The organism is Cytophagales bacterium, assembly GCA_033344775.1.
Classification (GTDB): Bacteria; Bacteroidota; Bacteroidia; order Cytophagales; family Cyclobacteriaceae; genus JAWPMT01.
Window position 1 is genome coordinate 123,428 of sequence record JAWPMT010000002.1, and the last position, 20,777, is coordinate 144,204.

Consider the following 20,777-nt stretch of genomic DNA (forward strand, 5'->3'; position numbering starts at 1 on the left):
TAGTCACTTAAAGAATGAAAGCCTCTGAGAGATCAGGGGCTTTTTTTTGATTTTTTTAGTCCAGGGGTGTTTACCTTTTGCAGCTACGGCAATTACAGTAAAACTTTTATTCATTAAATAATTAGTAAAATGAGAAAACTAGTAATCGCGTTGTTTGTTTTTGCTGCCACATTGGGCTTTTATGCCTGTGGTGTAGAAGAGGTTGGCCCCAATGGATTGGATACCACACAAGGAATGGGTTTTGAAGAAGGACCTATCGATGATGACATAGATGCGGACGATGGGGTAGATCCTAATGACAATGGATTTCCGATAGATGACCCAATTGATCCGATTGGTGGTGGACCTGGCGGAGATCCTGGTGATCCTCTTCCTCCTCTCACGTGTGATGACTATGAGGAAGCCAGTATATACTGGAATGCAGATACCTACATTTCCGGGGTTGAATCCGGTCATGATGTTGTTTTTCTGGAGGTTACCGGAGGTTGGCCTTCAGGAACAACTTACGCATGGTTGCTGAAGTATGAGGATGGAACGACCAACTACTATCCTCATTCCGCTGAAGTACCCAGAATGGTAGATGCATCATTTGACAACAAAATAACGGAAGTGACCATCACCGCCCGATATGAAGATTGTGAGGGGACAGGTACCATCGTTGCAAATCCTCCGTTTCCACAAGAAGGTGGATATGGTAAAGTAGGAGGGCATTTTCTTGATAAGGTGAAATTCAGAAGTGTCTATTGAGTAGGTCCGTTGTTTATGTGGCCATTTCAATGCACCTAAGATCGCTGTGAAATAATTGAAATGAAAGCCTCTGAGAGATCAGGGGCTTTTTCATGTTTATCTACTTCATTCTATGAGGTAATCCATGGCTTCCTCCTGGGTATCAAAAGGCAACCACTTGATCGTAGCAACTACATTGAATCCCAAAAGCAATGCTTTTTTAAGCCCAGTCACACCTAAAATAGCTCCTTTGGGAACATGGTCGTTCAATGTTCTTCTGGCAAGATCTTTGGCCGCGGCCATGAATTCAGAATTGAGGCTGGTGCCTGTTACATCTACCAGGGTCAAAACTTCCTTACCTTGTTTTCTGATCACTTGCTCCACTTCGAGGTGTTTGGCGAGTAGTTCTTCCTGATTGGTGCAAACAGAATAATCTGCCTGGACGATGGACTTTCCTTTGTGTGAGATAATGTTGACGGACATTTAGACGGATTAATGTGACATCAAAAAAAGGTAATACTATCACATGTATAAATCTGATAGTATTAAATGGGAATATTGCCTGGGTGATCAGGGTATATTTAAAACTAAGGTTTTATAGATCGGGAGCTTGAATTTGGAGGAATCGCACTTCATTGCATATGTTTAAGGCTTACCCTGCTTTATGTCAAATTCCAATTCATTAAATCAACCCTTAACCCTTCCATGTGGGGTAACAATCAAGAACCGGATTGCCAAAGCGGCAATGACGGAACGATTGGCCAATCGTAAGCAACAAGCAACAAGAGCCTTGGTGAATCTCTATGATCAATGGTCGTCCAATGGGGCAGGCCTGTTGATCACGGGAAACATTCTGGTCGACCCTCGATACAAAGAAGCGTCCGGTAACATTGTTTTGGAAGATGGATCTGGCCTGGAACCTTTGTCGAAAATGGTGGCCAAAGGAAAGAATAACGACACCCACATTTGGGCGCAGATCAGTCATGCCGGTCGACAGGCGAGCATATTTTCCACGTTTAAACCCATTGCCCCTTCTGCTATTCAGTTGAAGAAAATGGGCCTGTTTGCAAAACCAAAAGCCATGACCCTGGAGCAAATTAAGGACGTGGAAGATCGGTTTGTGCGTACTTCACTGCTTTGTCAGCAAGCAGGTTTTACGGGCGTACAGGTACATGCTGCCCATGGTTATTTGTTGAGTCAGTTTTTGTCACCTCTGACCAATCAAAGAAGTGATGACTATGGTGGGGCCATTGAAAACAGAGCAAGATTGCTGTTTGATATGGTGAAGAGATTGCGATCTGAACTTGGAGATGCTTTTCCAATATCGGTCAAGTTAAACAGTGCTGATTTTCAACGAGGTGGATTTGATGAACAAGATTCTTTGTATGTGATCGGAGAGTTGGAAAAATTAGGCATTGATTTGTTAGAGATATCTGGCGGAACCTATGAAAACCTGAAGTTCCTGACCGAACGCTATCAGAAGGAATCGACGAAACAACGCGAGGCGTACTTTATGGATTTCGCGAAGCAAGTGCGTGAGAAAACAAAACTACCTTTGATGATTACAGGTGGATTCAGAACCCGAGCTTTCTGTGAAGAAGTGCTTGGTAATGAGGAATTGGAAATGATTGGCTTTGCCCGGCCGTTTCTGGTGGATCGTGACTTTCCCAAACAATTCGTAGAAAACCCTGATGGACGAGTAGCCGATGCTAAATTCCATATGCCCATCAAGATGCTCAAAGATTTTGCTGAAGGCGGATTCTACGATTATCAGATCCATCAACTGGCTTCAGATAAACCTTTGAGGCCTAATTACAGTCCTTATCTGGCTGTACTCCGCCTCACCTGGAATGAGATGCGGAAAGGGTGGTTTTGATCACAAGTAGGCAACTCCTTCTTTATATATCCGCTCTTACTTTGTAATTCACTTCATTATGGTTAAAGTCAAACTACTACTTAATACTATCATAATTATCCTCTTGATAGGGTGTATAAAAGACCCTAAGAAGCTTGAAGTTTCCGAAAAGGGACAACATCTAATCGTGGGCACCTGGAAGTTGATCTCCGGAACAATCATTCAGGATGGGGACACCACGGTTACAAATTACACCACGGACCAGGAAATGATCAAAATCATTAACGCTACTCATTTCGCATTCCTAAGACATGACCTGAATGCACCAGAGGATACCAGTAAATTGTTTGTAGCAGGTGGAGGTACATATACCCTCGAAGGAAATGTGTATACAGAACACCTCGAATACTTCACTTTGCGTGAATGGGAGGGTAATCACTTTGAATTGACATTCACCATCGATGGGGACACATTGATCACCAGAGGAGTGGAGGAGGTGGCAGACTTGAATGTCAAGTATTATAACATCGAGAAGTATTATCGATTATCCAGGTGATTTGGTAAAAGGGTAAATCCTTTCATCAATTGTCTGGCTCAATCATGTGGACCAGGTCACTATATTTGATGACCACATTGCCTGGCTTTTTATCTCATGAGAAATTCATTTTTATACGCTTACCTGGTTCTTTGCCTCTTCTTTTTTTCTTGTGAAGCACCAGCTTCGCAGGAAATCGATCTGGAAGAACTAACCATTACTGAAATACATGCAGCTTATGCTGACGGAACCTTTAGTAGTGAGGCGTTGGTTCGGGCTTACATCAAAACAATTGAAACTTCTGACCAGGCGATTAATTCCATTTCGATTATCAATCCTGAGGCAATCGCAAAGGCCCAAGCACTGGATAAGGAATTTCAAGAGACAAAAGTACTCCGGCCACTGCACGGGATTCCAATTGTGGTGAAGGACAATATCAACACCATAGGTTTGCCTACCACAGCAGGAGCATTGGCATTAAAGGATTTCATTCCTGAGGACAATGCCTATATCATCCAACAATTAGAGGATGCCGGGGCTATCGTATTGGCAAAAACCAACATGGCGGAGTGGGCATTTTCTGCGATGCATACGGAGAGTTCTACCATAGGGACAACTAGAAATCCTTATAACCTCGCGCATGTACCCGCAGGTTCGAGCGGTGGAACTGGAGCTTCTGTTGCGGCCAATTTTGCGCTCGGCGGATTAGGGACAGATACAGGTAATTCAATCCGGGGACCCTCTTCACACAATGCTTTGGTCGGTTTTAGGACTACCCTGGGATTGATCAGTAGAGAAGGCATTGTGCCACTGTTCCTGAGAAATGACGTGGTAGGCCCCATGTGCCGTACGGTTGAGGACGCGACTCGGATCATGGAAGTCATGGTTGGGGTAGACCCCAAAGATCCGCTTACAACTTATTCTGAGGGAAAAGCACAAGTCAATTACCAACAGTATCTGGATAAAAATGGATTACAGGATGCAAGGATCGGGGTATTGCGTGAGTTGAGTGATGAGGATACCGATCCCGATATCCAACGTATGTTTGAAGCGGCCATAGCGGACCTGAGATCTTTAGGAGCAGAGGTAATTGATCCGGTTGTTGTTCCAAATTTTGCAGCGGTGCGTCAAAATCAATGGTGTGCCATGTTCAGGACGGATTTAGAAGATTTTCTGCAGACTTACGTGAATAGTGACACGATCCAAACGCTGGAAGATATCATTCGTATCGGAACTACCTCGGAATATGCACGCCGACAATTATCCAACAGTACTACCGCCAGTGGGAGGTGGGGCGAATCAGATGCAGAATGCCAGGATGTGTACCAGGATGTTCATCGAGTAGCATTTCGGGAAGCCATAGAATCGGTCATGGACTCATTGCAGCTGGATGCGATCATCTATCCGTCCTGGAACAATCAGCCCGCCCGGATTGATCATTTCGCAGAAGAATACAAAGGGGACAACAATCAGGTGATTTCACCACATACTGGCCAACCCGCGTTTACTGTACCTATGGGATACAATGATGTCGGTTTGCCAGCCGGCCTGCAGTTCTTGGGTCGCATGTATGATGAGCCTACACTGATCAAATTGACTTATGCTTACGAGCAAGGCACAAAATGGAGGAAATCGCCTGTTTTGGTAGCTTCGGAGTAAAGTGAAATTACTCAGCGCCACTTTATCGATGGCGCTGAGCAATGATGATTTTTAAGTGTATACCTCTCTGCCAAACACTTCGATGATGCGGTTTACTTCTTTCAGGGCGTAAGATGCAAATTCTTTTTGCTTGCTGATTTTGGCTGGATCGGTCTCATGCAGATTTCCGAAGATCATGATGTTTTCATCGTTCAACGCGTTGGCAGGGCCCGTATAGTTGAAGCTCCCCCCAATCACGACCTGCTCATCTATGATCATCAATTTGTGGTGAAGTTTTCCCAGCTTTTCAGGAAATTCATCATGCACCAGTTTAGAAGCCAAGTACGTATCGATACCTGCTCTGTCCAAAACTTTGGTAGCAGCCCACTTCTGATTACCTGCTTTGTTTTCAAAGACACCTTTGATTTTTACTCCGGCTCTGGCACTCAACAACATTTGATCATCAATTCCTGAAGATTGCGAGAACGTGAAGATGGCAAAGTCGATCCGATTCGTCGCTTTGGCCATTTGCTTCATGATTTCCATCTCGGGATTGTGATCAGGGGCAAACAACACTTTTATTGGGATTTCCGAAACTTCCTCGATATCCGGAATTTTGTCGTGTCCTTCGTTAAGTTTCCCAAAATGACCCTGCATGATCTCCTTGAATTCACGATAATAGAGAACCGCAATTTTTTTGTCATGAATGACGAAAATATGGTTGAGATTGTTCGTTACCCCCGTGTAAGTAAAGTTGGTAGAACCTGTAAGGACAGATACCCTGTCTCTGACAATGAACTTTTGATGAAAGATGCTTGTGTTAAAATCTAGTTTGACATTCACCCCTGCCCGCATCATGGTGGCCATGATCTCTCTATTGTGTTGCAGGCTTCCTCCTTCGCGATATGGGTTCTTCAGTCCAGGATAAGACTTCAGATAATCTCCTTCCAGCACTACAGTGGTGGTGATGCCACGTTGTTTGGCTTTTATGATGGCATTGGCGATGTTCCAGTTATCCACTTCCTGGATAGCGATTTCAAGCCGTTTTTCAGCACCTTCAATGAAATCAACGATGGTTTCTTCCAGGTTGTCCGGAGCTCCCAAAGTATGTGGCCCCATGTAGAGATTAACATTTCCTATAGTTACAGGCATAGCAAGACGAATTTATGAACTCCTAATTTCCTTAAAAAAGCGGCGACGTGCAATACCCGATTTTGGGTAAAATAGCTGTTTGGATTATAAATCTTCCAAATGAAATGGCTCTTTGCATCAAAAGTTAGGGATCATGCGGATTTCCGTGTAGAAATAACCGATAAATTCAATCACCTGGAGATCAGTGAAGCATTACATTCCTCGCCAGAAATTCGGTTTGATCCGAAATTAGCCAACGATAAAGTACAGCACCAGGCCTGAGATCAATAATATTACATCTCTCCATTCGGAGGCAGTAAGATGCTCTTGAATATTCGACGGATTATTCATCGGTTATTGGTGGTTTGGGTTTTACCAAATTCGCACAAAAAATGATTCAAGACACGTGAAATCGATGATTGGTAATAATCGTTCGATAAATTGTACTAATTATTGATTACTAAATAACGTTTACAGTTTTATGGGTTGACTAAGATTCCGATTTGGACTCTTTGAGGTGAACGATCGATTTTTGGATAGCCAGGTTGTTGGGGTAGTAGATATCCTGCCCGTCAGCCCTCCGAATTTGTATGGAGAACAGAGAGACGCCCAATACTTCTCCTTCTGCAGAGTTATCGCCATCCATGATCTTGACTTTGGAGCCGATCTTGAACGGGAAAAAGAAAAACAGGATTACAGATGCGGTGATGTTACTGACGATTGACCAGTTGGCAAACAATCCCACACCAACTACGGTAAGTACGGAAGCGACATACAACGAAAGACCTTTCAACGAGATTTCCCAGATGATGCCCAATACAACGAGCATTAATACTGTCAGGCCTGCATTGATGGCTTTTTTGATATAAATGGTGCGTGTATCTTCAAAATTGTACCGTAGTGCTCGCTTCACCACCCGACGGGAAAACAGCAGTCGTAGCAGTAGGAATAGCAAGACGGTTAATAGCGTCAGACCAATCTGGACGAGCTGATCATTGGATTTGAGTTGCTCAAGCATCTTGAGTATTTTATCGGTCTTAGGTTTATCGTTAAAGTGAAAATAAGACTTTTATTGGAGTAATTTCACCGTCATATGATAATCCATAATAATGGTTAGTTCCTCTGAAGGAAGTTCGGATCTTCTTTTCATTGTGTCTATTTATCGGTACATTACCCAATAGTAATATTAAAAGGAAATGACTATGAAAAAGTTGACGAAAAAACAGGCAGTAAGTGTGAAAGGTGCAACCAAATCACTCTACGAGTAAGCACTAGTGCTCATTGGTACACTAACTTTCAGTCGATACCAATGAGCATGTTTTCCGTAAAACAACTAAGTCCAAAGTCATCCAACTGGCTTTTCCAGTAGACAATTCTTTCCCCACCCCAGTACACAATGCTATTAAGTTAAGATACGTCACTGCGAAGAACTGAATCGGACCGCCGAGCGGCAGTCTATTCTGCATTTGTGCTTCGAAAGCTAATTTGAGATTGACGCTTCGGCGGTCCGATCGCCAGCCGGTGGCCGGTGCCATCGCAATGACGATGCATTTTCCTTAAATTAAAAGCATAGCCCGGGTATAGCCTTGGGATTTACTCAAATATAAAATACGCTTATAATTTCTATAATAAATATAAAAGTATATTTATTGTGTAAATCCATCCGATCAATCATTTTTCTCGTTCAACCATGATATGAGAAAAATCAAACAAATAAGTCAAATGATTGTCATGATAGGGGCGCTGCTCATGTCAGGCGATCTGGTGGCTTATCATGCTTTTTCTCATGCTTCCTCATCGGAATCACGCATCGAGGTTGAAACCATAGAAGAAGGGGAGGTTCGCGAATTCGTGGCTCGGTCCAGACAAGTTGTCAGAAAGGGCAATCAGTCCATGAAATCAACGTACGACCGTTCTTCTTCGTTCAACCCAATTTTTATCAAAAACACATCTCAGGCAGCATTATCTCGTACACCGAGATTCATTCAATGCTGCACTTTCCGGAATTAGGTCGATCCATAATTTCTGTTAAATCGATTCTAAATCAGCGCAACTGTTCTGAAATGTTATTTAGCTGAATTAAGCTTATTCTTCCGTTCAGTGAAATATTTCTACAGCTGATCGCACAAAAAACATAACCAAAACCATGATTGATAAGCATATATTCCTCAGCCTGTGGCTATTGGTGTCAATTCCTATGATCCTTGTAGCGCAGGAGAACCAAAACGAAGGGCAACCGCCTTCTGCTGATCATAGTCAGTTACTTACCTTCAAAGTGGATCGAACATTTGCTGAGCGGGAGGCTATCAATGAAAATCTATTCAAAAAAGAGGTGTATCAGCGATTGGGGGTGGATAGCCCCCATTTTCTGAAAGAGATGCCATTAACCATGACCTATGCTTATATAGGTAAACCTGTACCGGGCATCCTCTCAGATTCCAGTGATACAACACCAGTAATGAGAATCGTCAATGTTTCTCAGGTGAATTCCTCGAACCATCCAATCAATCATCGAAACAATCTGGCACCTTCAATTCAAATCACATTTTAAACATCTAAACAATGAAAATTATGAGAAAGATAAGAATCATGATCATGCTAACGGTGATAGCAGGACTGGCAAGTTGCTCAGTGATCAGGCAAGGTGAAGTTGGTGTGAAGCGCAAGGTAGGAAGGCTGGATCAGGAGATCATTACACCCGGAGCAGTAGGATATAATCCAATTGTCACGCGGGTGCTCAAGATGCCGATTAGAACCCTTAATATGGAGATTACGGCCCACTTACCCTCGCAAGAGGGGTTGAATGTGCAGGCAGCGATCTCTATACTGTATCGGGTGAAACCTGAGATGGTGCCCCTGATCATTGAACAGATCGGCATTGGTAATGAACCTGGAGTGATCAGTAGTGTGTTCCGTTCTGCTGCAGCAGATGTTTGTTCCCGGTTTTATGCCAAAGACATGCACTCTGCACAAAGAGCGAACATTGAAACGGAGATCACCAAGCGAATGAACGAATTGCTGGAACCTCGTGGTTTTGAGATTGAGGCAGTGCTCATGAAAAACATCGCCTTGCCTCCAGGACTGGCGCGAGCGGTAGAGGACAAGCTGGAAGCGGAGCAAAATGCCCAACGTATGAAATTCTTATTGGATCGTGAAAAACTGGAAGCAGAAAGAAAGATCATTGAAGCCAAAGGGATCAGAGATGCTCAGCGCATCATTTCCGAAGGATTGACTGGGGAGATCATTCAGTGGCAGAGCATTGAGGCGTTCAAAGAGTTGAGCAAGTCGCCTAATACCAAGGTGATCATGACCGATGGGCAATCACCCATGCTGGTAGATCCGGGCGGAAGATAGTGGTGCATGCTATCATAGCATGTTTAGCGTTCGGACGATACTGTCTGGACAAGTGGTGGGGGTACCTGTCGCCGGGTGCCCCTCATTTAAATCGGAGTGGAAAATAACCAGAACTAAAAAAATGGATAAAAATGAAAAGTGGTGATGTCTATCTAAGTGCATATGGCAGGTATGTCTACCTGAAAATGAAGGACCGCAAATGGATCTTCGATGAGCAGAACAAACGAATGATCAATCAGGGTAATTATAAATCTGAGATGAATCCTGAAAGTTGATTTACATATGGGAGTAAATACAATCATCTTGATCAATCAGCAAAGTGTAAACAGGAAGGGTGTCAGCTACCAGTTTGGTTCTAAAAAGCAAAAAATGAAACTGTCCCGGGTCATCATTGATCAGTTGATCTGGTGGACGGCCCTGATCCTGTTGATGGACATGGCCCTAAAAAACAAACGCAAACGACTCACCGCCTGGTGGGCTGATCGGTAAACCGAGGGTTAAGATCATAGAATCAGTAGTGGTAGAGGTTTACTGATAGAGAACCGGTGTGGCTACTCCTCGGAATGCCCCCGGTTCTTGTTTTTTAATCAATTCAAATACTAAACGACCTGATCAGAAATAATAATTCAGAGTGAATAGCTGATCAAAAGAGAAGTTATTCACCAGATTGAAATTAACGCTGGTGTTGCTTCCTTCTCCAGTTCTGGTTTCATCATTGAAGAGATCACTACGCGTGAGTTTAGTATCGGAATAGGCAAGGTAAAATCGAGCCAAACGTGTCTCGATGGACAGTCTATCCAAAACAAATACGTAGATCCCAAACTCCGCATCAATGGATCCGTTCCAGGCCTTTGTTTCTTCCCGGTCATTTCGAAAAACCCTGGGAAAGGCAGGGTCCTCCAGGTCCAGACTTCTATTAGATGCTTCGAAAGTACTTCTTCCTACATCGATCCCTTCTTCCAGGAAAACGCCAAATTTATCTGTAAATGGAATGTATTGACGCAGGAATCCACCCAGACTTATCGCATTGCGTGAAACTTGATGGGTATGTTCTCTATCATCGAATAAGTTTTCAGATTGCGATTCCGATCGATTTAGGTGAAGACGTAATCCAATCATTTTATGATCCTGATAAAACCTTCCGAAATAAGGAGTGAATGAAAAGGCAGTGTGCTTATTGTTACGATTTTCGCCTGGTATCACATCATTCGAAAAGGGGTACACATCAGATGCATCGTTTTGAGAAAAAGACAAACCTCCTCCTAAAATTCGGTTATCGAGTGTAAGCGCATCCTGTGCATATGAATATAGAAAACCAGCGGATAGAAAAAGGCTTAACAGTAATTGCTTCATTTGATTGTTGTTAAAGTTTTGACACCCTAACAACGCCGGGTTACTGGTGATGTGCCTGTTGCCCTTGTTAAAAAATCATAAGTCGGGTAGGTCTGTTTGGTTGATCTGATTTTGATATGAAAGAGTAGGGCGTGCCCATATGGTCTCGTCAAAACATCGCCGCCCATCCTTCGGCATCAACACAGAACCTCGAAACAATGGCGCGCAGCTTTCCGCATCGCCCCGGAACCTCGAAACAATCGCGCGCAGCTTTCTGCAGCCTTGCAGAACCCAGAAACAAACGCGCGCGACATTCCGCAAGCTTGCAGAAGGGTGAAACAATGGCGCGCAGCCTTCCGCGAAGCTGCGGAAGCGTGACGCAATCAAGCGCAGCATGCTGCAGCATACAGCTTAACGCTGTTAGATTTTGAAATTACCCCTCTTTCCTTTTCCAAAACACATAAGAGACCACCCAGGCACCTAGCGCAATAAATGAAAAAAGACCGCCGCCATCACCGCTGGTCAGGTGTGCAGTAGCTGCCAATACAAAGTCGATCAAAAATCCGAAATAGGCCCATTCCTTAAGGGTACGTGACAATCCGGAGATTACTGCGACCATGCCGAGGATCTTGGCAATGGCCAGGGGAATAACTAGGTAGGCCGGATAGCCATATCCTTCAAAAGCACCTTGTATGGCTGCCGTTTTGGTGAGATACATGGTGACGGAAAAGGCCATGATCATCCCCATGACGATCGTGCCGAGCCAATAAAGAATTTTGTTGATCTTCATAAGTTGATGCTTAAAAGACCACAAGATTACGATATCCTGGTTATCGGTATACTTATTAAATGACCGGGTGTCACATGGAAGTCAATCTGTTTCGAAATGAAAACGTTTGTAATTCATTAAAATAGCCTCTACGGTGTATTTATGGCGTTTTGGGTAGGTTTTTTGATGATTCGCGTACGCTTAATGACTGTTAACGTAGAGGTTTTGGGTTAAGTAATTTCCTTTACTGGATATTTTCACCCTTTCATCTTGTTTATTTTCCCGTTCACCGAATTTTCAGGACTTGTACAGATTAGCACGCTATCTATGTGGGGTTGATTAACATAAGTTCTGAATTAATTTAATTAACTTTCATCCAGCCTCACTAGTTATTTCCAGCAGTACTGAACCAGCAAAGCCAGCAGCCAGAAACTATAGGAAAGTAAGATCAACCACTTAACCACTTACAGACATGCGGTCACTTTATAACCTTTCGATCAGGGCTAAAATCCTATTGATCACATTCCCGCTATTGGCGGGGGTACTTTATCTAATCTTAATTCGAACACTGGACAGCTTGAGCCTGTCTCAATCCATGGACAAACTGGAGAAGGGAGTAACGCTCTCGACTCGTGTCAGTTATCTGGTGCATGAAATCCAGAAAGAACGGGGTAACTCTTCCGGTTTCCTGGCGAATCAGGACCAGTCTTTCCGAAATCAGTTGAATGATCAACGAATATTGACGGACGAACAATATGACAACTATAAATCAGCTTTGGCTGATCCGGATTTGGCTCAAATAATTGCTGAAAATCAACAAACGATCAATGAACTCAATCGGCTGTTAAGAGAAATCGAGCAGATCAGGACCGAGGTGGATCAAATTCGTTTGACCTCTAACCAGGCCATTGACCGATATACGGAAATTAACACATTCGCGCTGAATGCATTGGATCAGGTGATCCCAACCAGTGAGAACTCGGATGTTACACGAGAAGTGCAAGCATACATCAACTTCCTTAAGTCCAAAGAACGTGCGGGTATTGAGCGTGCGGTTGGGTCACAGGCCTTTTCCCTGGGAACTTTGAACGCAGAACTTTATCGTCGATTTTCTACCCTGGTTGCCGCCCAGAATTCATACATCGATGCTTTTCTGGTAACTGTAAACGCAGATGGTAAGTCGCATTACGAAAATACGGTGAAAGGAAGTGCGGTGGATGAGGTAGAGAGGATGCGTGACTTGATGTATCAGAATGCCGATATGGATGAAGACCCGATTTATTGGTTCGCAACGATCACTAAGAAGATTGAATTACTGAAGAATGTCGAGGACTTTTTGACCGATCAGGTAGTGGTGGTCAATGATCACATTCAAGCCGGCACTTTTCGAAGGGAAAGGGGAGTAATCTGCTCGGAAACGAAACTTAAAGAAATGATTAAACCTATCTCGGTGTAGACCGGGATAGGTTTTTGTTTACAGAAGATCCCTATTGAGAGGTTTTCGGACCATATAGATGGGTCAACTGAATTACTTCAGCTTCCGATCGTTTTCCTCAATGGCTAAGTCGTTAATACTGGCAAATCGTTTTTGCATCAGCCCTTGTTCATTGAATTCCCAGTTTTCATTACCGTAAGCTCGCCACCATTGCCCGTCTTTGTCCTGGTATTCATATTCGAACCGTACGGCAATGCGGTTGTCTGTATGTGCCCAATATTCTTTCTTTAGTTTGTAGTTGAGTTCTTTTTGCCATTTGTCGGTGAGGAATGCAACGATCTCAGCCCGTCCATTGATGAAGAGGTCTCTGTTTCGCCACACACTGTCTGGTGTGTAAGCTAACGCTACCTTTTCCGGGTTTTTCGTGTTCCAGGCATCTTCTGCAGCTTGTATTTTTTGTTTCGCTGTTTCGAGCGTAAAAGGAGGAACGGGTTGTCTGATTTCCATGGTGCTAAAAGTCCAATTTGAGTGATAAAACCAGTCAACATGAACACTGAAAGAATTGGTTCTTGGTCAGATATGGAAGAGAGGGATATGTCAGCTGAGTTACGAGTTGCAGTGGTTACTTATTGCTACGACTCCAGTCAGAATTAAACATAGTTATTTCAGCCCACACATCGGAGTTGGAGTCTGGAGTTTGCGAAGATCAAATGAATGAGTTCAGAAGAGGTCGCCCAAACTTTCTTGTAGAATAATTCAATATTGATAGTGTATCATGTGGTTTGTGGGAATTGATGGGTTGAATTCCAAAGGGTGTTTGGTGAGGTGGGGTAAATCGTCGTACCTTGCTGCTGAATTGAATTAACCCCAGTCAATTGATGGAAAGCTACATTGTCGACGCTGTTCGTACCCCTATTGGAAAATTTCGAGGAACCCTTGCGCCAGTCAGAGCTGACGACCTTGCGGTGATCCCTATTCAGGAATTGATGAATCGCAACGATATCGATCCTGCTCAGATTGCTGATGTGATTCTTGGATGTGCAAATCAGGCAGGGGAGGATAACCGTAATGTAGCACGAATGGCGGCTTTGTTGGCTGGATTGCCTATCACGGTACCTGGTGAGACAGTGAACCGCTTGTGTTCTTCAGGAATGTCAGCTGCTATCCATGCACATAGGGCCATCAAGACCGGAGACGGAGACCTGTTCATTGTTGGTGGTGTCGAGCAAATGACCCGTGGGCCTTTGGTTATGTCAAAATCCGCAATGCCTTATGGAGCAGATGCGAAGCTTTATGACAGCAGCTTTGGCTGGCGATTTGTGAACCCCAAAATGCAGGAACAGTACGGCATCGATGCCATGGGACAAACCGCCGAAAACCTGGTAGAACGTGATACCATCAGTCGTGAAGACCAGGACAGGTTTGCCGTATGGAGCCAACAGAAGGCAGATACGGCCAGAGTTAATGGTCGTCTTGCGAAAGAAATTGTTCCGGTTAGCATTCCACAACGAAAGAAAGATCCGATTGTTTTTGATCAGGATGAATTCATCAAAGCAGGCACAAGCATAGAGGGATTAGCGAAGCTCAAACCAGCCTTCAAGCGAGATGGCTCGGTGACGGCAGGAAATGCATCAGGACTCAATGACGGAGCAGCGGCCATGTTAATTGCTTCCGAAAAGGCTGTAAAGGACATGAATTTGACGCCAAAAGCCAGAATAGTCAGTTCTCAGGTGGTCGGAGTAGAACCTCGTATCATGGGTGTGGGCCCGGTAGAAGCGTCACTTCAGGCGCTAAAGAAAGCAGGGCTCACCATGGACGACATGGACATCATCGAACTGAACGAAGCATTTGCGGCGCAGGTGCTGGCGTGCACCCGATCCTGGGGGCTGGAAGATCAGGATCCAAGATTAAATCCTAATGGAGGCGCCATTGCCATCGGGCACCCGCTCGGAATGACTGGCACTCGATTGTTGCAAACCGCTTCCATTGAGTTGCACGAACGCAACGCCAGATACGCCCTATGTACCTTGTGTGTGGGTGTGGGACAAGGGTATGCTACGGTAATAGAACGCGTATAAACTTTCCAAAAGCCTAAGGGACACTTTCCAACATCCAGTTGAATTCCTTCCTTGCCAAAGGATAATCCCGGTCTTTCCAGATCAGATCGACTTGCATGGGTTGTTCACCTTTGTAGGTACCTGATAGGTGTAAATCCTGTTCTGTCAGGTATTCGAAAGTACCCTCGAAATAGGCAATAGAGTCACTCGACGATCTTTTGAGGTATAAGGTAGTTTCGGTGGAGTCCAGGCTATAGCTGAAGTACGATCGACCATATCGGACCCGCAAAGTAGAATCGATCAGCCCCATGCTGCCCCTGCCGGATTGATCAATGGCCAGATCTTTCCAGTGGATGTTGGAATCGAGTTGCGAAGCGATGGTGTCTCCATCAATGATGAGATTTTGTAACTCATAGAAGCCGCTGGAAAAAGGCGGGGTGGTTGCTCGACTGTTTACACTTTGATAGAATTCGTAGTAGTTGTAGAAGGGATATAAAGTAAAAACAAGCACAAATATGCTTTTCAGGATGATGCGTGTTGGTCTTACCCAGGGCTTGAAGTTGGGAATGTTCCAGGAGGTATCCGAAATGACGGGTCTGTTCAGTAAGAAAAACTGACTGATCCTTTGGAGGTTATTCAGGCAGAGGAACAAACAGGCGAAGAGCAGTTGGAAGGAAAAGATCTTAACAGGAATGTCATAGCTGATGTTCAATAAAAAGACATTGGCAAAAACACCTATTCCCAGCAAGGCCCCAAGTACGATCGTTCTTCGATAGAGCAGAAATACGCCCACAAAGACTTCCATCAATCCGCTGAAAAATTCATAACCTTTACTGTAGCCTATGAAATTCCAGGAGAAACGCATACCTGTAAAATGCCCCAGGTCAGTTGCGTAATAACTGTTGGAAGGGGAGGGCATTTGCAAGCCGTATACCTTAATGGCACCATAAATAAATGCGAAAAGTATGACGTAATACCGAACGACGTTGCGCAGCGCCAGAAAGCTCCAGTTATAGCTTGGTCGCTTTCGGTCAATGATGGACCAAATCAATCCGCCAATCAGAGAAAGAAACAATTGTGCATATAAGGTTGCCCATCCCATCGACGTGTCGCCACTGCCTCGGGTAGGCACTAACTCTTCCTTGATGGTATAGATATAGTCATTGAACAGCTCCGTATAGAAGGTAGTGAATTCGCTGCTGTAGGTACTTAGAAATGATAGCCAGGGAATGCTACCAAGCCAGCCCCATATGGCTGTTGAAAGTAGAAAGTAGATGAAAAAGATCCTGAATACAATTCGCTGGTAAATGGGCCAGGGTTGATGCTGGGATTCGAGTGCTGACATGATAGTTGCAAAAAGTGAGCATGCAAGTGTACATCATTATCGTCATTTGCTCGCAAGTGCCATGTAATGCTTTCATCGATCTGTGTAAAAAATTACGGCCACAACAATGGTTATGGCCGACTCAGTTTAGATGCTCCCATCTAATCTAAAGGTAAAAGAACAATTCGAAGTACCTTAATTTCCTGTTCGCACAATCACCGCATTCGGTTTACCCAGGCCTCCGGATCGTGCGGCGACAAAATCTTCGATGAAGGTGCCCTCGGCATCATATAACTTTACTGCACCCGTGCCTCCGTTTCCAATCAATACGCTGCCATCTGAAAGTACACTCACGCCTTCTACCTGACTCAGGCCTGTGGCGAAAGTTTCAATAAATTGTCCTGCTGCATCGAATACTACGATTTTTCCGGCTTTCCAGTCATTGACCATGAGATTCCCATCGGAGGTGAACCAGATGTTGGTTGGTCCCTGTGTATTGCCACTTTCTGTGAAAACTCCATGACTTTTGCCCTCCGTATCGAATTTGATCACCTGATTGTTTTGGAAAGAAGAGACATAGAGATTGCCAGCGTCATCCCAGTCAAGACCGATGGATTGTGGGACGCCCGTTTCCGTAAACTCATCTACAAGTGTACCATCAAGGTCATATCGAAGCACTTTGCCACTGCCAGCCCACTGCAAGACATAAAGCAAGCCGTCGGGGCCAATCCTGGTTCGGGTGGGGCCACTGATATCTGCTGCAAAAGTTGCAATGAATTCGCCTGTCGTGCTGTTATGACGATTGATCTTTCCAGACGAAAGGTTGGAAATCAATACTTCGTCCCGGTCCTCTAAAAAGACCAGGTCTTGCGGCCAGGCCAGCTCTTCTTCGGTGAATACTTCCGGATTTTCACCTTTGTGATCGTACTTGATGATCTTCCATGAGGGCTGATCAAAATTGGGAACGTCGCTGACATAGACCTGATGACCTTCGGGTAAAGCAAATTTCATTGTTTTCGGAGGAGTTTCCTCTGAAGAACAAGCAATAAAAAAGGAGAGGAGATTAAAGAATAAAAACATCATTGACCAGTGATTTTTCGGTTTCATATTTTGAGTTTATCTGGATCTTATCAGCAATTGACCGCTTAGTCTTCATGCTGATTGCCATTCACTCAAAAGAACAATTGACTGAATAAGAAAGGGTAAATAATTAGCGGAATTTACTTTTCTGTTGGTTTTTAGGGGCTTTTACTGTTCGATTTGGAGTTAGATACAGCCCCTTTTGTGGTTGTTTCCAAATGGTTTTTTGCATTGTTCTTTGTCTGCAGGTGATAACACCAGCAGAGGCTGGAGGGTAAATAATTAGAGGAATTTACCTTTCTGTTGTTCTTTGTCTGCTGGTGATAACACCAGCAGAGGCTGGAGTTCTTCTTCGGTAAATACTTCCGGATTTTCACCTTTGTGATCGTACTTGATGATCTTCCATGAGGGCTGATCAAAATTGGGAACGTCGCTGACATAGACCTGATGACCTTCGGGTAGTGCAAATTTCATTGTTGTCGGAGGAGTTTCCTCTGAAGAACAAGCAATAAAAAAGGAGAGGAGATTAAAGAATAAAAACATCATTGACCTGTGATTTTCCGGTTTCATATTTTGAGTTTATCTGGATCATATCAGCAATTGACCGCCTGGTCTTCGTGCTGATTGCCATTCACTCAAAAGAACAATTGACTGAATAAGAAAGGGTAAATAATTAGCGGAATTTACCTTTCTGTTGGTTTTTAGGGCCTATTTAATGTTCGATTTGGCGTTAACGACCACCTCATTTGGAGTCGTTTTCTTGCATTGTTCTTTGTCTGCAGGTGATAACACCAGCAGAGGCTGGTATTTAAAAGATTTTGTGAATTACCCTTTACCGCCTCGTTTGGAGTTATCTCCAAATGATTTTCTTGTATTGTCCTTTGGCTGAAGGTGATAACATCAGTGAAAGTGGAGATTATTTTTCTACTGCTTCTAAGTGCCTTTTTCTGAATTCGAGCGGTGATACACCAGTCTTTTGTTTGAAATATTTATTGAAAGAGACTTTGTTGTTGAAGCCGGAAGCGATCGCAATGCCCATGATCTTTTCCTGATGTTTCGTCGGGTCTTGTAATAGCTGCATAGATTCTTCCACTCGCAATTCATTGATCAGTACACTGAAGGACTTACCCAAATGCTGATTCAGGGCCTGGGATATGTGATGCCGGGGAATCGACAGTTCCTTAGACAGCAAATCAATAGAATAGTCATTGTCCAGAAATCGACGTTGGACAACAATATGGTCAACGATTTCATCGCTGATGAGGTGTTCATGCGCTTTACTGAGTGAGCTTTTTTCATAGGATTGGCGGCTCCGCAATTGAATGGGTTTAAGTTGATTGAGATAGGCTACTGAGAAAATACTGGCACTGATCATTACCGATAGCACATAGTCAATCTCAGGTGTGATCAGTGAGGTTAAAGCAAGTGCGGAGTATGCCAGACGTCCGCAGAAATACAGGACAAAAAGTAGGCTAATGGTTTTCAATAGCCGTTGTTCGCTTCTTAGAACCTGTAAGAACAACCAACCACCATAGCATAAGAACTGCCCGTTTTCTACAGTCAGATAAACCAACCGGTACCAACGCTGTATTGGTGTATTTTGAGTTGCTGAAGTTCCTGTTTCTGATGTGGTCAGCGCTGTAATTAAGGCGATGGAAAAGAAAATCAAAAAGGGGAGGAAGTGCCAGCCTTGTTTTTTGTTGAATTGGAAAGTCGAGGATTGCAGGCTTTTAACAAAGCAGTAGATCATTGGCGCCAACAGAAAGTCTAACGTCCCTGCGATCAGGCCTATGCTGCGAAATCCGGTTTGATACAGCCCCTGCCAGAAAGCGATCCAATGCAATAGGATCAGGGCGAATGTGCCAAATATCACCGCGAGTAATTTGAAGGCATGTCCTGCTTGATTTGATCGCCAAAAAACCAGCGAAAGCACAATGCCTTGTGCTGCAGCGGCGAAAAAAATCAAATGAACTACCTCATGGATTTGCATGTGCCATTCTCTTCATTGACTACTTACTTGAATCGACTATGAATGCTCGAATACCGTCATTGCGAGGCCAGATTATAACAAAACTGCTATAGGCCGAAGCAATCTTAATTAGGTTTATTAAAGACTGCCGCACCTGTCCTGCCGCTTATCCCGCACAAGCAGGTTCGCAGTGACGATAGGGACGGTTTGGAGTATTCGCTTATCGAACTCAGACTACTAAGATCAGCAATATCAAGCAAGAATAATTGTCTTTTGGTGATAGATTTTAGTGATCGTAAAACTCACCTATATGAAATTACAATTACAAGACGGGTTACCCCCTTGATAATGCTTAGTACAAAAAAAGAGGGCACCAGGCCCTCTATTCTCTCAACTATTGGATAGCTCTTAATTACTGATTCTGGTTTTAGTTGTGGTTACTTCGCCATTGCTGCGAATGGTTTTTACCACATATATGTCATTGGATAGGCCTTGCATCGCTACTTCTACTCCTTTAGGAGTGAGTGACTCAACTACTTCTCCACCCATGTTGTAGATGATTACCTTTTCTACGTCTTCATAATAAGGCACAATTAGTTTATTGACCCCTTGAGCAGAGATAAGTACCGGATCAATTACTTCTTCCCATTCTGCCGCACGACCTGGCGTGCCACTAACGGTAATAAATTTGCTTCTGACCGAGGATTGTCCACATGAATTTTTTGCATAAACATATAATGTTCCTCCTCCCATTCCGGAGGAAGTGTTAACAAAAACAGTCTTGCTCGCATTAAAACCGCTACCTAATGAGAATGGGCCTGTCACGGACCATTCCCACCATCTATTAGCGTTTCCTGCACTTCCTGGGTAGATACTATACGTTGAATAATCACCATAACTTGAACCCACACTTGACGGACCGGCAATATTGCCGAATATGGATGGGCTGGGAATGTTGACCGTTCTGCTTACCGGATTAGAAGGGCATGCACCATTGCCGATGACAGTTCCGGTGATACTGCATGAGCCATTGTATGGCTGAATTACAACGGAAGGACCAGTGGTTGATCCAATAATGGAGCCTCCAGTCACTGTCCAGGAATAATTCGATGCGTTTGCCGCACTTGTACTCATGGTGTATCTGTGATGCTGAGAATAACCAAGAGATATAGGACTAGGTGTCCCGACTGTGGGGTTCAGTGGGGCAATAGTGACTGTCTCAGTAAAACTAGCACTGTTTCCATTCCACGTGTAATTAATGGTCATGCTTGTGGTTCTTATACCACAATTGGCCTGTGAGAATTGCACCGTAACTCCCGCTAGATTCGGGGTGTCCTCTTGCTCTACATTAAATCCAGTAATAAAATTTCCGGATACTGAAGTGATCACAAGTGTTCCGCTAACGGCGCCCAATGAGTACAGTTGCTCATCATCAACATTAGTAAAATCACCGCCCAGACAAACCACTCCTTGGCATTGTCCATTTGCCTGCATACTCAATGCAATGACAAAAAATAAGAGTAATAGCTTTTTCATTAGAAATTCGTTTTGTTTTTATAAGATAATTGTTTC

At 43.9% G+C, this 20,777-nt stretch carries 23 protein-coding genes; 12 read left to right on the forward strand and 11 right to left on the reverse strand.

Annotated elements, in window-relative coordinates; all coding sequences use genetic code 11:
• Positions 1 to 129: 129 nt before the first annotated feature.
• Positions 130 to 747 carry a hypothetical protein gene (locus R8G66_05200; protein ID MDW3191735.1) on the forward strand — a complete coding sequence of 206 codons (618 nt, stop codon included), beginning with the start codon at positions 130 to 132 and terminating at the stop codon, positions 745 to 747.
• A gap of 105 nt (positions 748 to 852) precedes the next feature.
• Here the strand turns inward: R8G66_05200 and R8G66_05205 are convergent, their stop codons facing one another.
• Entirely contained in the window at positions 853 to 1,209 is a 357-nt protein-coding gene (locus R8G66_05205; GenBank protein MDW3191736.1) for a hypothetical protein, read from the reverse strand.
• 181 nt (positions 1,210 to 1,390) lie between these two features.
• Here R8G66_05205 and R8G66_05210 point away from each other — a divergent pair, with 181 nt between their 5' ends.
• From R8G66_05210 to R8G66_05220, 3 genes are all read left to right on the forward strand, one after another.
• On the forward strand, positions 1,391 to 2,602 hold the full coding sequence (locus tag R8G66_05210) for an NADH:flavin oxidoreductase/NADH oxidase family protein (protein ID MDW3191737.1): 1,212 nt from the start codon (positions 1,391 to 1,393) through the stop codon (positions 2,600 to 2,602).
• A gap of 103 nt (positions 2,603 to 2,705) precedes the next feature.
• Positions 2,706 to 3,137 (forward strand): hypothetical protein, encoded by a 432-nt coding sequence (locus R8G66_05215; protein ID MDW3191738.1) that lies wholly within the window; start codon positions 2,706 to 2,708, stop codon positions 3,135 to 3,137.
• 96 nt (positions 3,138 to 3,233) lie between these two features.
• The gene (locus tag R8G66_05220; protein MDW3191739.1) at positions 3,234 to 4,775 is read left to right on the forward strand and encodes an amidase; all 1,542 of its coding nucleotides are present in this window, start codon (positions 3,234 to 3,236) and stop codon (positions 4,773 to 4,775) included.
• 51 nt (positions 4,776 to 4,826) lie between these two features.
• Here the strand turns inward: R8G66_05220 and R8G66_05225 are convergent, their stop codons facing one another.
• Positions 4,827 to 5,906, reverse strand: a complete 1,080-nt coding sequence (locus R8G66_05225) for a phospholipase D-like domain-containing protein (protein ID MDW3191740.1) — start codon at positions 5,904 to 5,906, stop codon at positions 4,827 to 4,829.
• Between the two features lie 99 nt (positions 5,907 to 6,005).
• Between R8G66_05225 and R8G66_05230 the strand changes: the two genes are divergently transcribed.
• Positions 6,006 to 6,167, forward strand: coding sequence for a hypothetical protein (locus tag R8G66_05230; protein ID MDW3191741.1), 162 nt, complete (start codon positions 6,006 to 6,008; stop codon positions 6,165 to 6,167).
• A gap of 208 nt (positions 6,168 to 6,375) precedes the next feature.
• Here the strand turns inward: R8G66_05230 and R8G66_05235 are convergent, their stop codons facing one another.
• A complete protein-coding gene (locus R8G66_05235) occupies positions 6,376 to 6,903 on the reverse strand; it encodes a mechanosensitive ion channel (protein MDW3191742.1) in 528 nt (175 codons plus the stop codon).
• A gap of 677 nt (positions 6,904 to 7,580) precedes the next feature.
• Between R8G66_05235 and R8G66_05240 the strand changes: the two genes are divergently transcribed.
• The 5 genes from R8G66_05240 (at position 7,581) to R8G66_05260 (ending at position 9,728) form a co-directional block, all read left to right on the forward strand.
• Positions 7,581 to 7,895 (forward strand): hypothetical protein, encoded by a 315-nt coding sequence (locus R8G66_05240; protein MDW3191743.1) that lies wholly within the window; start codon positions 7,581 to 7,583, stop codon positions 7,893 to 7,895.
• Between the two features lie 136 nt (positions 7,896 to 8,031).
• Positions 8,032 to 8,436, forward strand: a complete 405-nt coding sequence (locus R8G66_05245; protein MDW3191744.1) for a hypothetical protein — start codon at positions 8,032 to 8,034, stop codon at positions 8,434 to 8,436.
• A 20-nt stretch (positions 8,437 to 8,456) separates the two neighbouring features.
• Entirely contained in the window at positions 8,457 to 9,239 is a 783-nt protein-coding gene (locus tag R8G66_05250) for a prohibitin family protein (GenBank protein ID MDW3191745.1), read from the forward strand.
• Between the two features lie 131 nt (positions 9,240 to 9,370).
• Positions 9,371 to 9,514, forward strand: coding sequence for a hypothetical protein (locus R8G66_05255; GenBank protein MDW3191746.1), 144 nt, complete (start codon positions 9,371 to 9,373; stop codon positions 9,512 to 9,514).
• Between the two features lie 7 nt (positions 9,515 to 9,521).
• On the forward strand, positions 9,522 to 9,728 hold the full coding sequence (locus tag R8G66_05260; protein MDW3191747.1) for a hypothetical protein: 207 nt from the start codon (positions 9,522 to 9,524) through the stop codon (positions 9,726 to 9,728).
• Between the two features lie 123 nt (positions 9,729 to 9,851).
• Here R8G66_05260 and R8G66_05265 read toward each other — a convergent pair whose 3' ends face one another.
• Together R8G66_05265 and R8G66_05270 are read right to left on the reverse strand one after the other, a co-directional pair.
• Positions 9,852 to 10,592 carry a hypothetical protein gene (locus tag R8G66_05265; protein ID MDW3191748.1) on the reverse strand — a complete coding sequence of 247 codons (741 nt, stop codon included), beginning with the start codon at positions 10,590 to 10,592 and terminating at the stop codon, positions 9,852 to 9,854.
• Positions 10,593 to 11,004: 412 nt separating this feature from the next.
• On the reverse strand, positions 11,005 to 11,361 hold the full coding sequence (locus R8G66_05270; GenBank protein MDW3191749.1) for a DoxX family protein: 357 nt from the start codon (positions 11,359 to 11,361) through the stop codon (positions 11,005 to 11,007).
• 451 nt (positions 11,362 to 11,812) lie between these two features.
• Between R8G66_05270 and R8G66_05275 the strand changes: the two genes are divergently transcribed.
• Complete coding sequence (locus tag R8G66_05275) at positions 11,813 to 12,796, forward strand: nitrate- and nitrite sensing domain-containing protein (GenBank protein MDW3191750.1); 984 nt, start codon at positions 11,813 to 11,815, stop codon at positions 12,794 to 12,796.
• 72 nt (positions 12,797 to 12,868) lie between these two features.
• Here R8G66_05275 and R8G66_05280 read toward each other — a convergent pair whose 3' ends face one another.
• Complete coding sequence (locus tag R8G66_05280; GenBank protein ID MDW3191751.1) at positions 12,869 to 13,282, reverse strand: nuclear transport factor 2 family protein; 414 nt, start codon at positions 13,280 to 13,282, stop codon at positions 12,869 to 12,871.
• A gap of 371 nt (positions 13,283 to 13,653) precedes the next feature.
• Between R8G66_05280 and R8G66_05285 the strand changes: the two genes are divergently transcribed.
• The gene (locus tag R8G66_05285) at positions 13,654 to 14,853 is read left to right on the forward strand and encodes an acetyl-CoA C-acyltransferase (GenBank protein MDW3191752.1); all 1,200 of its coding nucleotides are present in this window, start codon (positions 13,654 to 13,656) and stop codon (positions 14,851 to 14,853) included.
• A gap of 13 nt (positions 14,854 to 14,866) precedes the next feature.
• Here the strand turns inward: R8G66_05285 and R8G66_05290 are convergent, their stop codons facing one another.
• The 5 genes from R8G66_05290 to R8G66_05310 all read right to left on the reverse strand — a co-directional run bounded on the left by R8G66_05290 (position 14,867) and on the right by R8G66_05310 (position 20,741).
• Positions 14,867 to 16,177, reverse strand: coding sequence for a hypothetical protein (locus R8G66_05290; protein MDW3191753.1), 1,311 nt, complete (start codon positions 16,175 to 16,177; stop codon positions 14,867 to 14,869).
• A gap of 174 nt (positions 16,178 to 16,351) precedes the next feature.
• Positions 16,352 to 17,167 carry a hypothetical protein gene (locus tag R8G66_05295; protein MDW3191754.1) on the reverse strand — a complete coding sequence of 272 codons (816 nt, stop codon included), beginning with the start codon at positions 17,165 to 17,167 and terminating at the stop codon, positions 16,352 to 16,354.
• Between the two features lie 351 nt (positions 17,168 to 17,518).
• Positions 17,519 to 17,710 (reverse strand): hypothetical protein, encoded by a 192-nt coding sequence (locus tag R8G66_05300; GenBank protein MDW3191755.1) that lies wholly within the window; start codon positions 17,708 to 17,710, stop codon positions 17,519 to 17,521.
• 442 nt (positions 17,711 to 18,152) lie between these two features.
• Positions 18,153 to 19,226, reverse strand: a complete 1,074-nt coding sequence (locus R8G66_05305) for a helix-turn-helix domain-containing protein (GenBank protein MDW3191756.1) — start codon at positions 19,224 to 19,226, stop codon at positions 18,153 to 18,155.
• Between the two features lie 387 nt (positions 19,227 to 19,613).
• Positions 19,614 to 20,741: a hypothetical protein gene (locus R8G66_05310; protein ID MDW3191757.1), complete on the reverse strand. Its 1,128-nt coding sequence runs from the start codon at positions 20,739 to 20,741 to the stop codon at positions 19,614 to 19,616.
• Positions 20,742 to 20,777 lie beyond the last annotated feature (36 nt).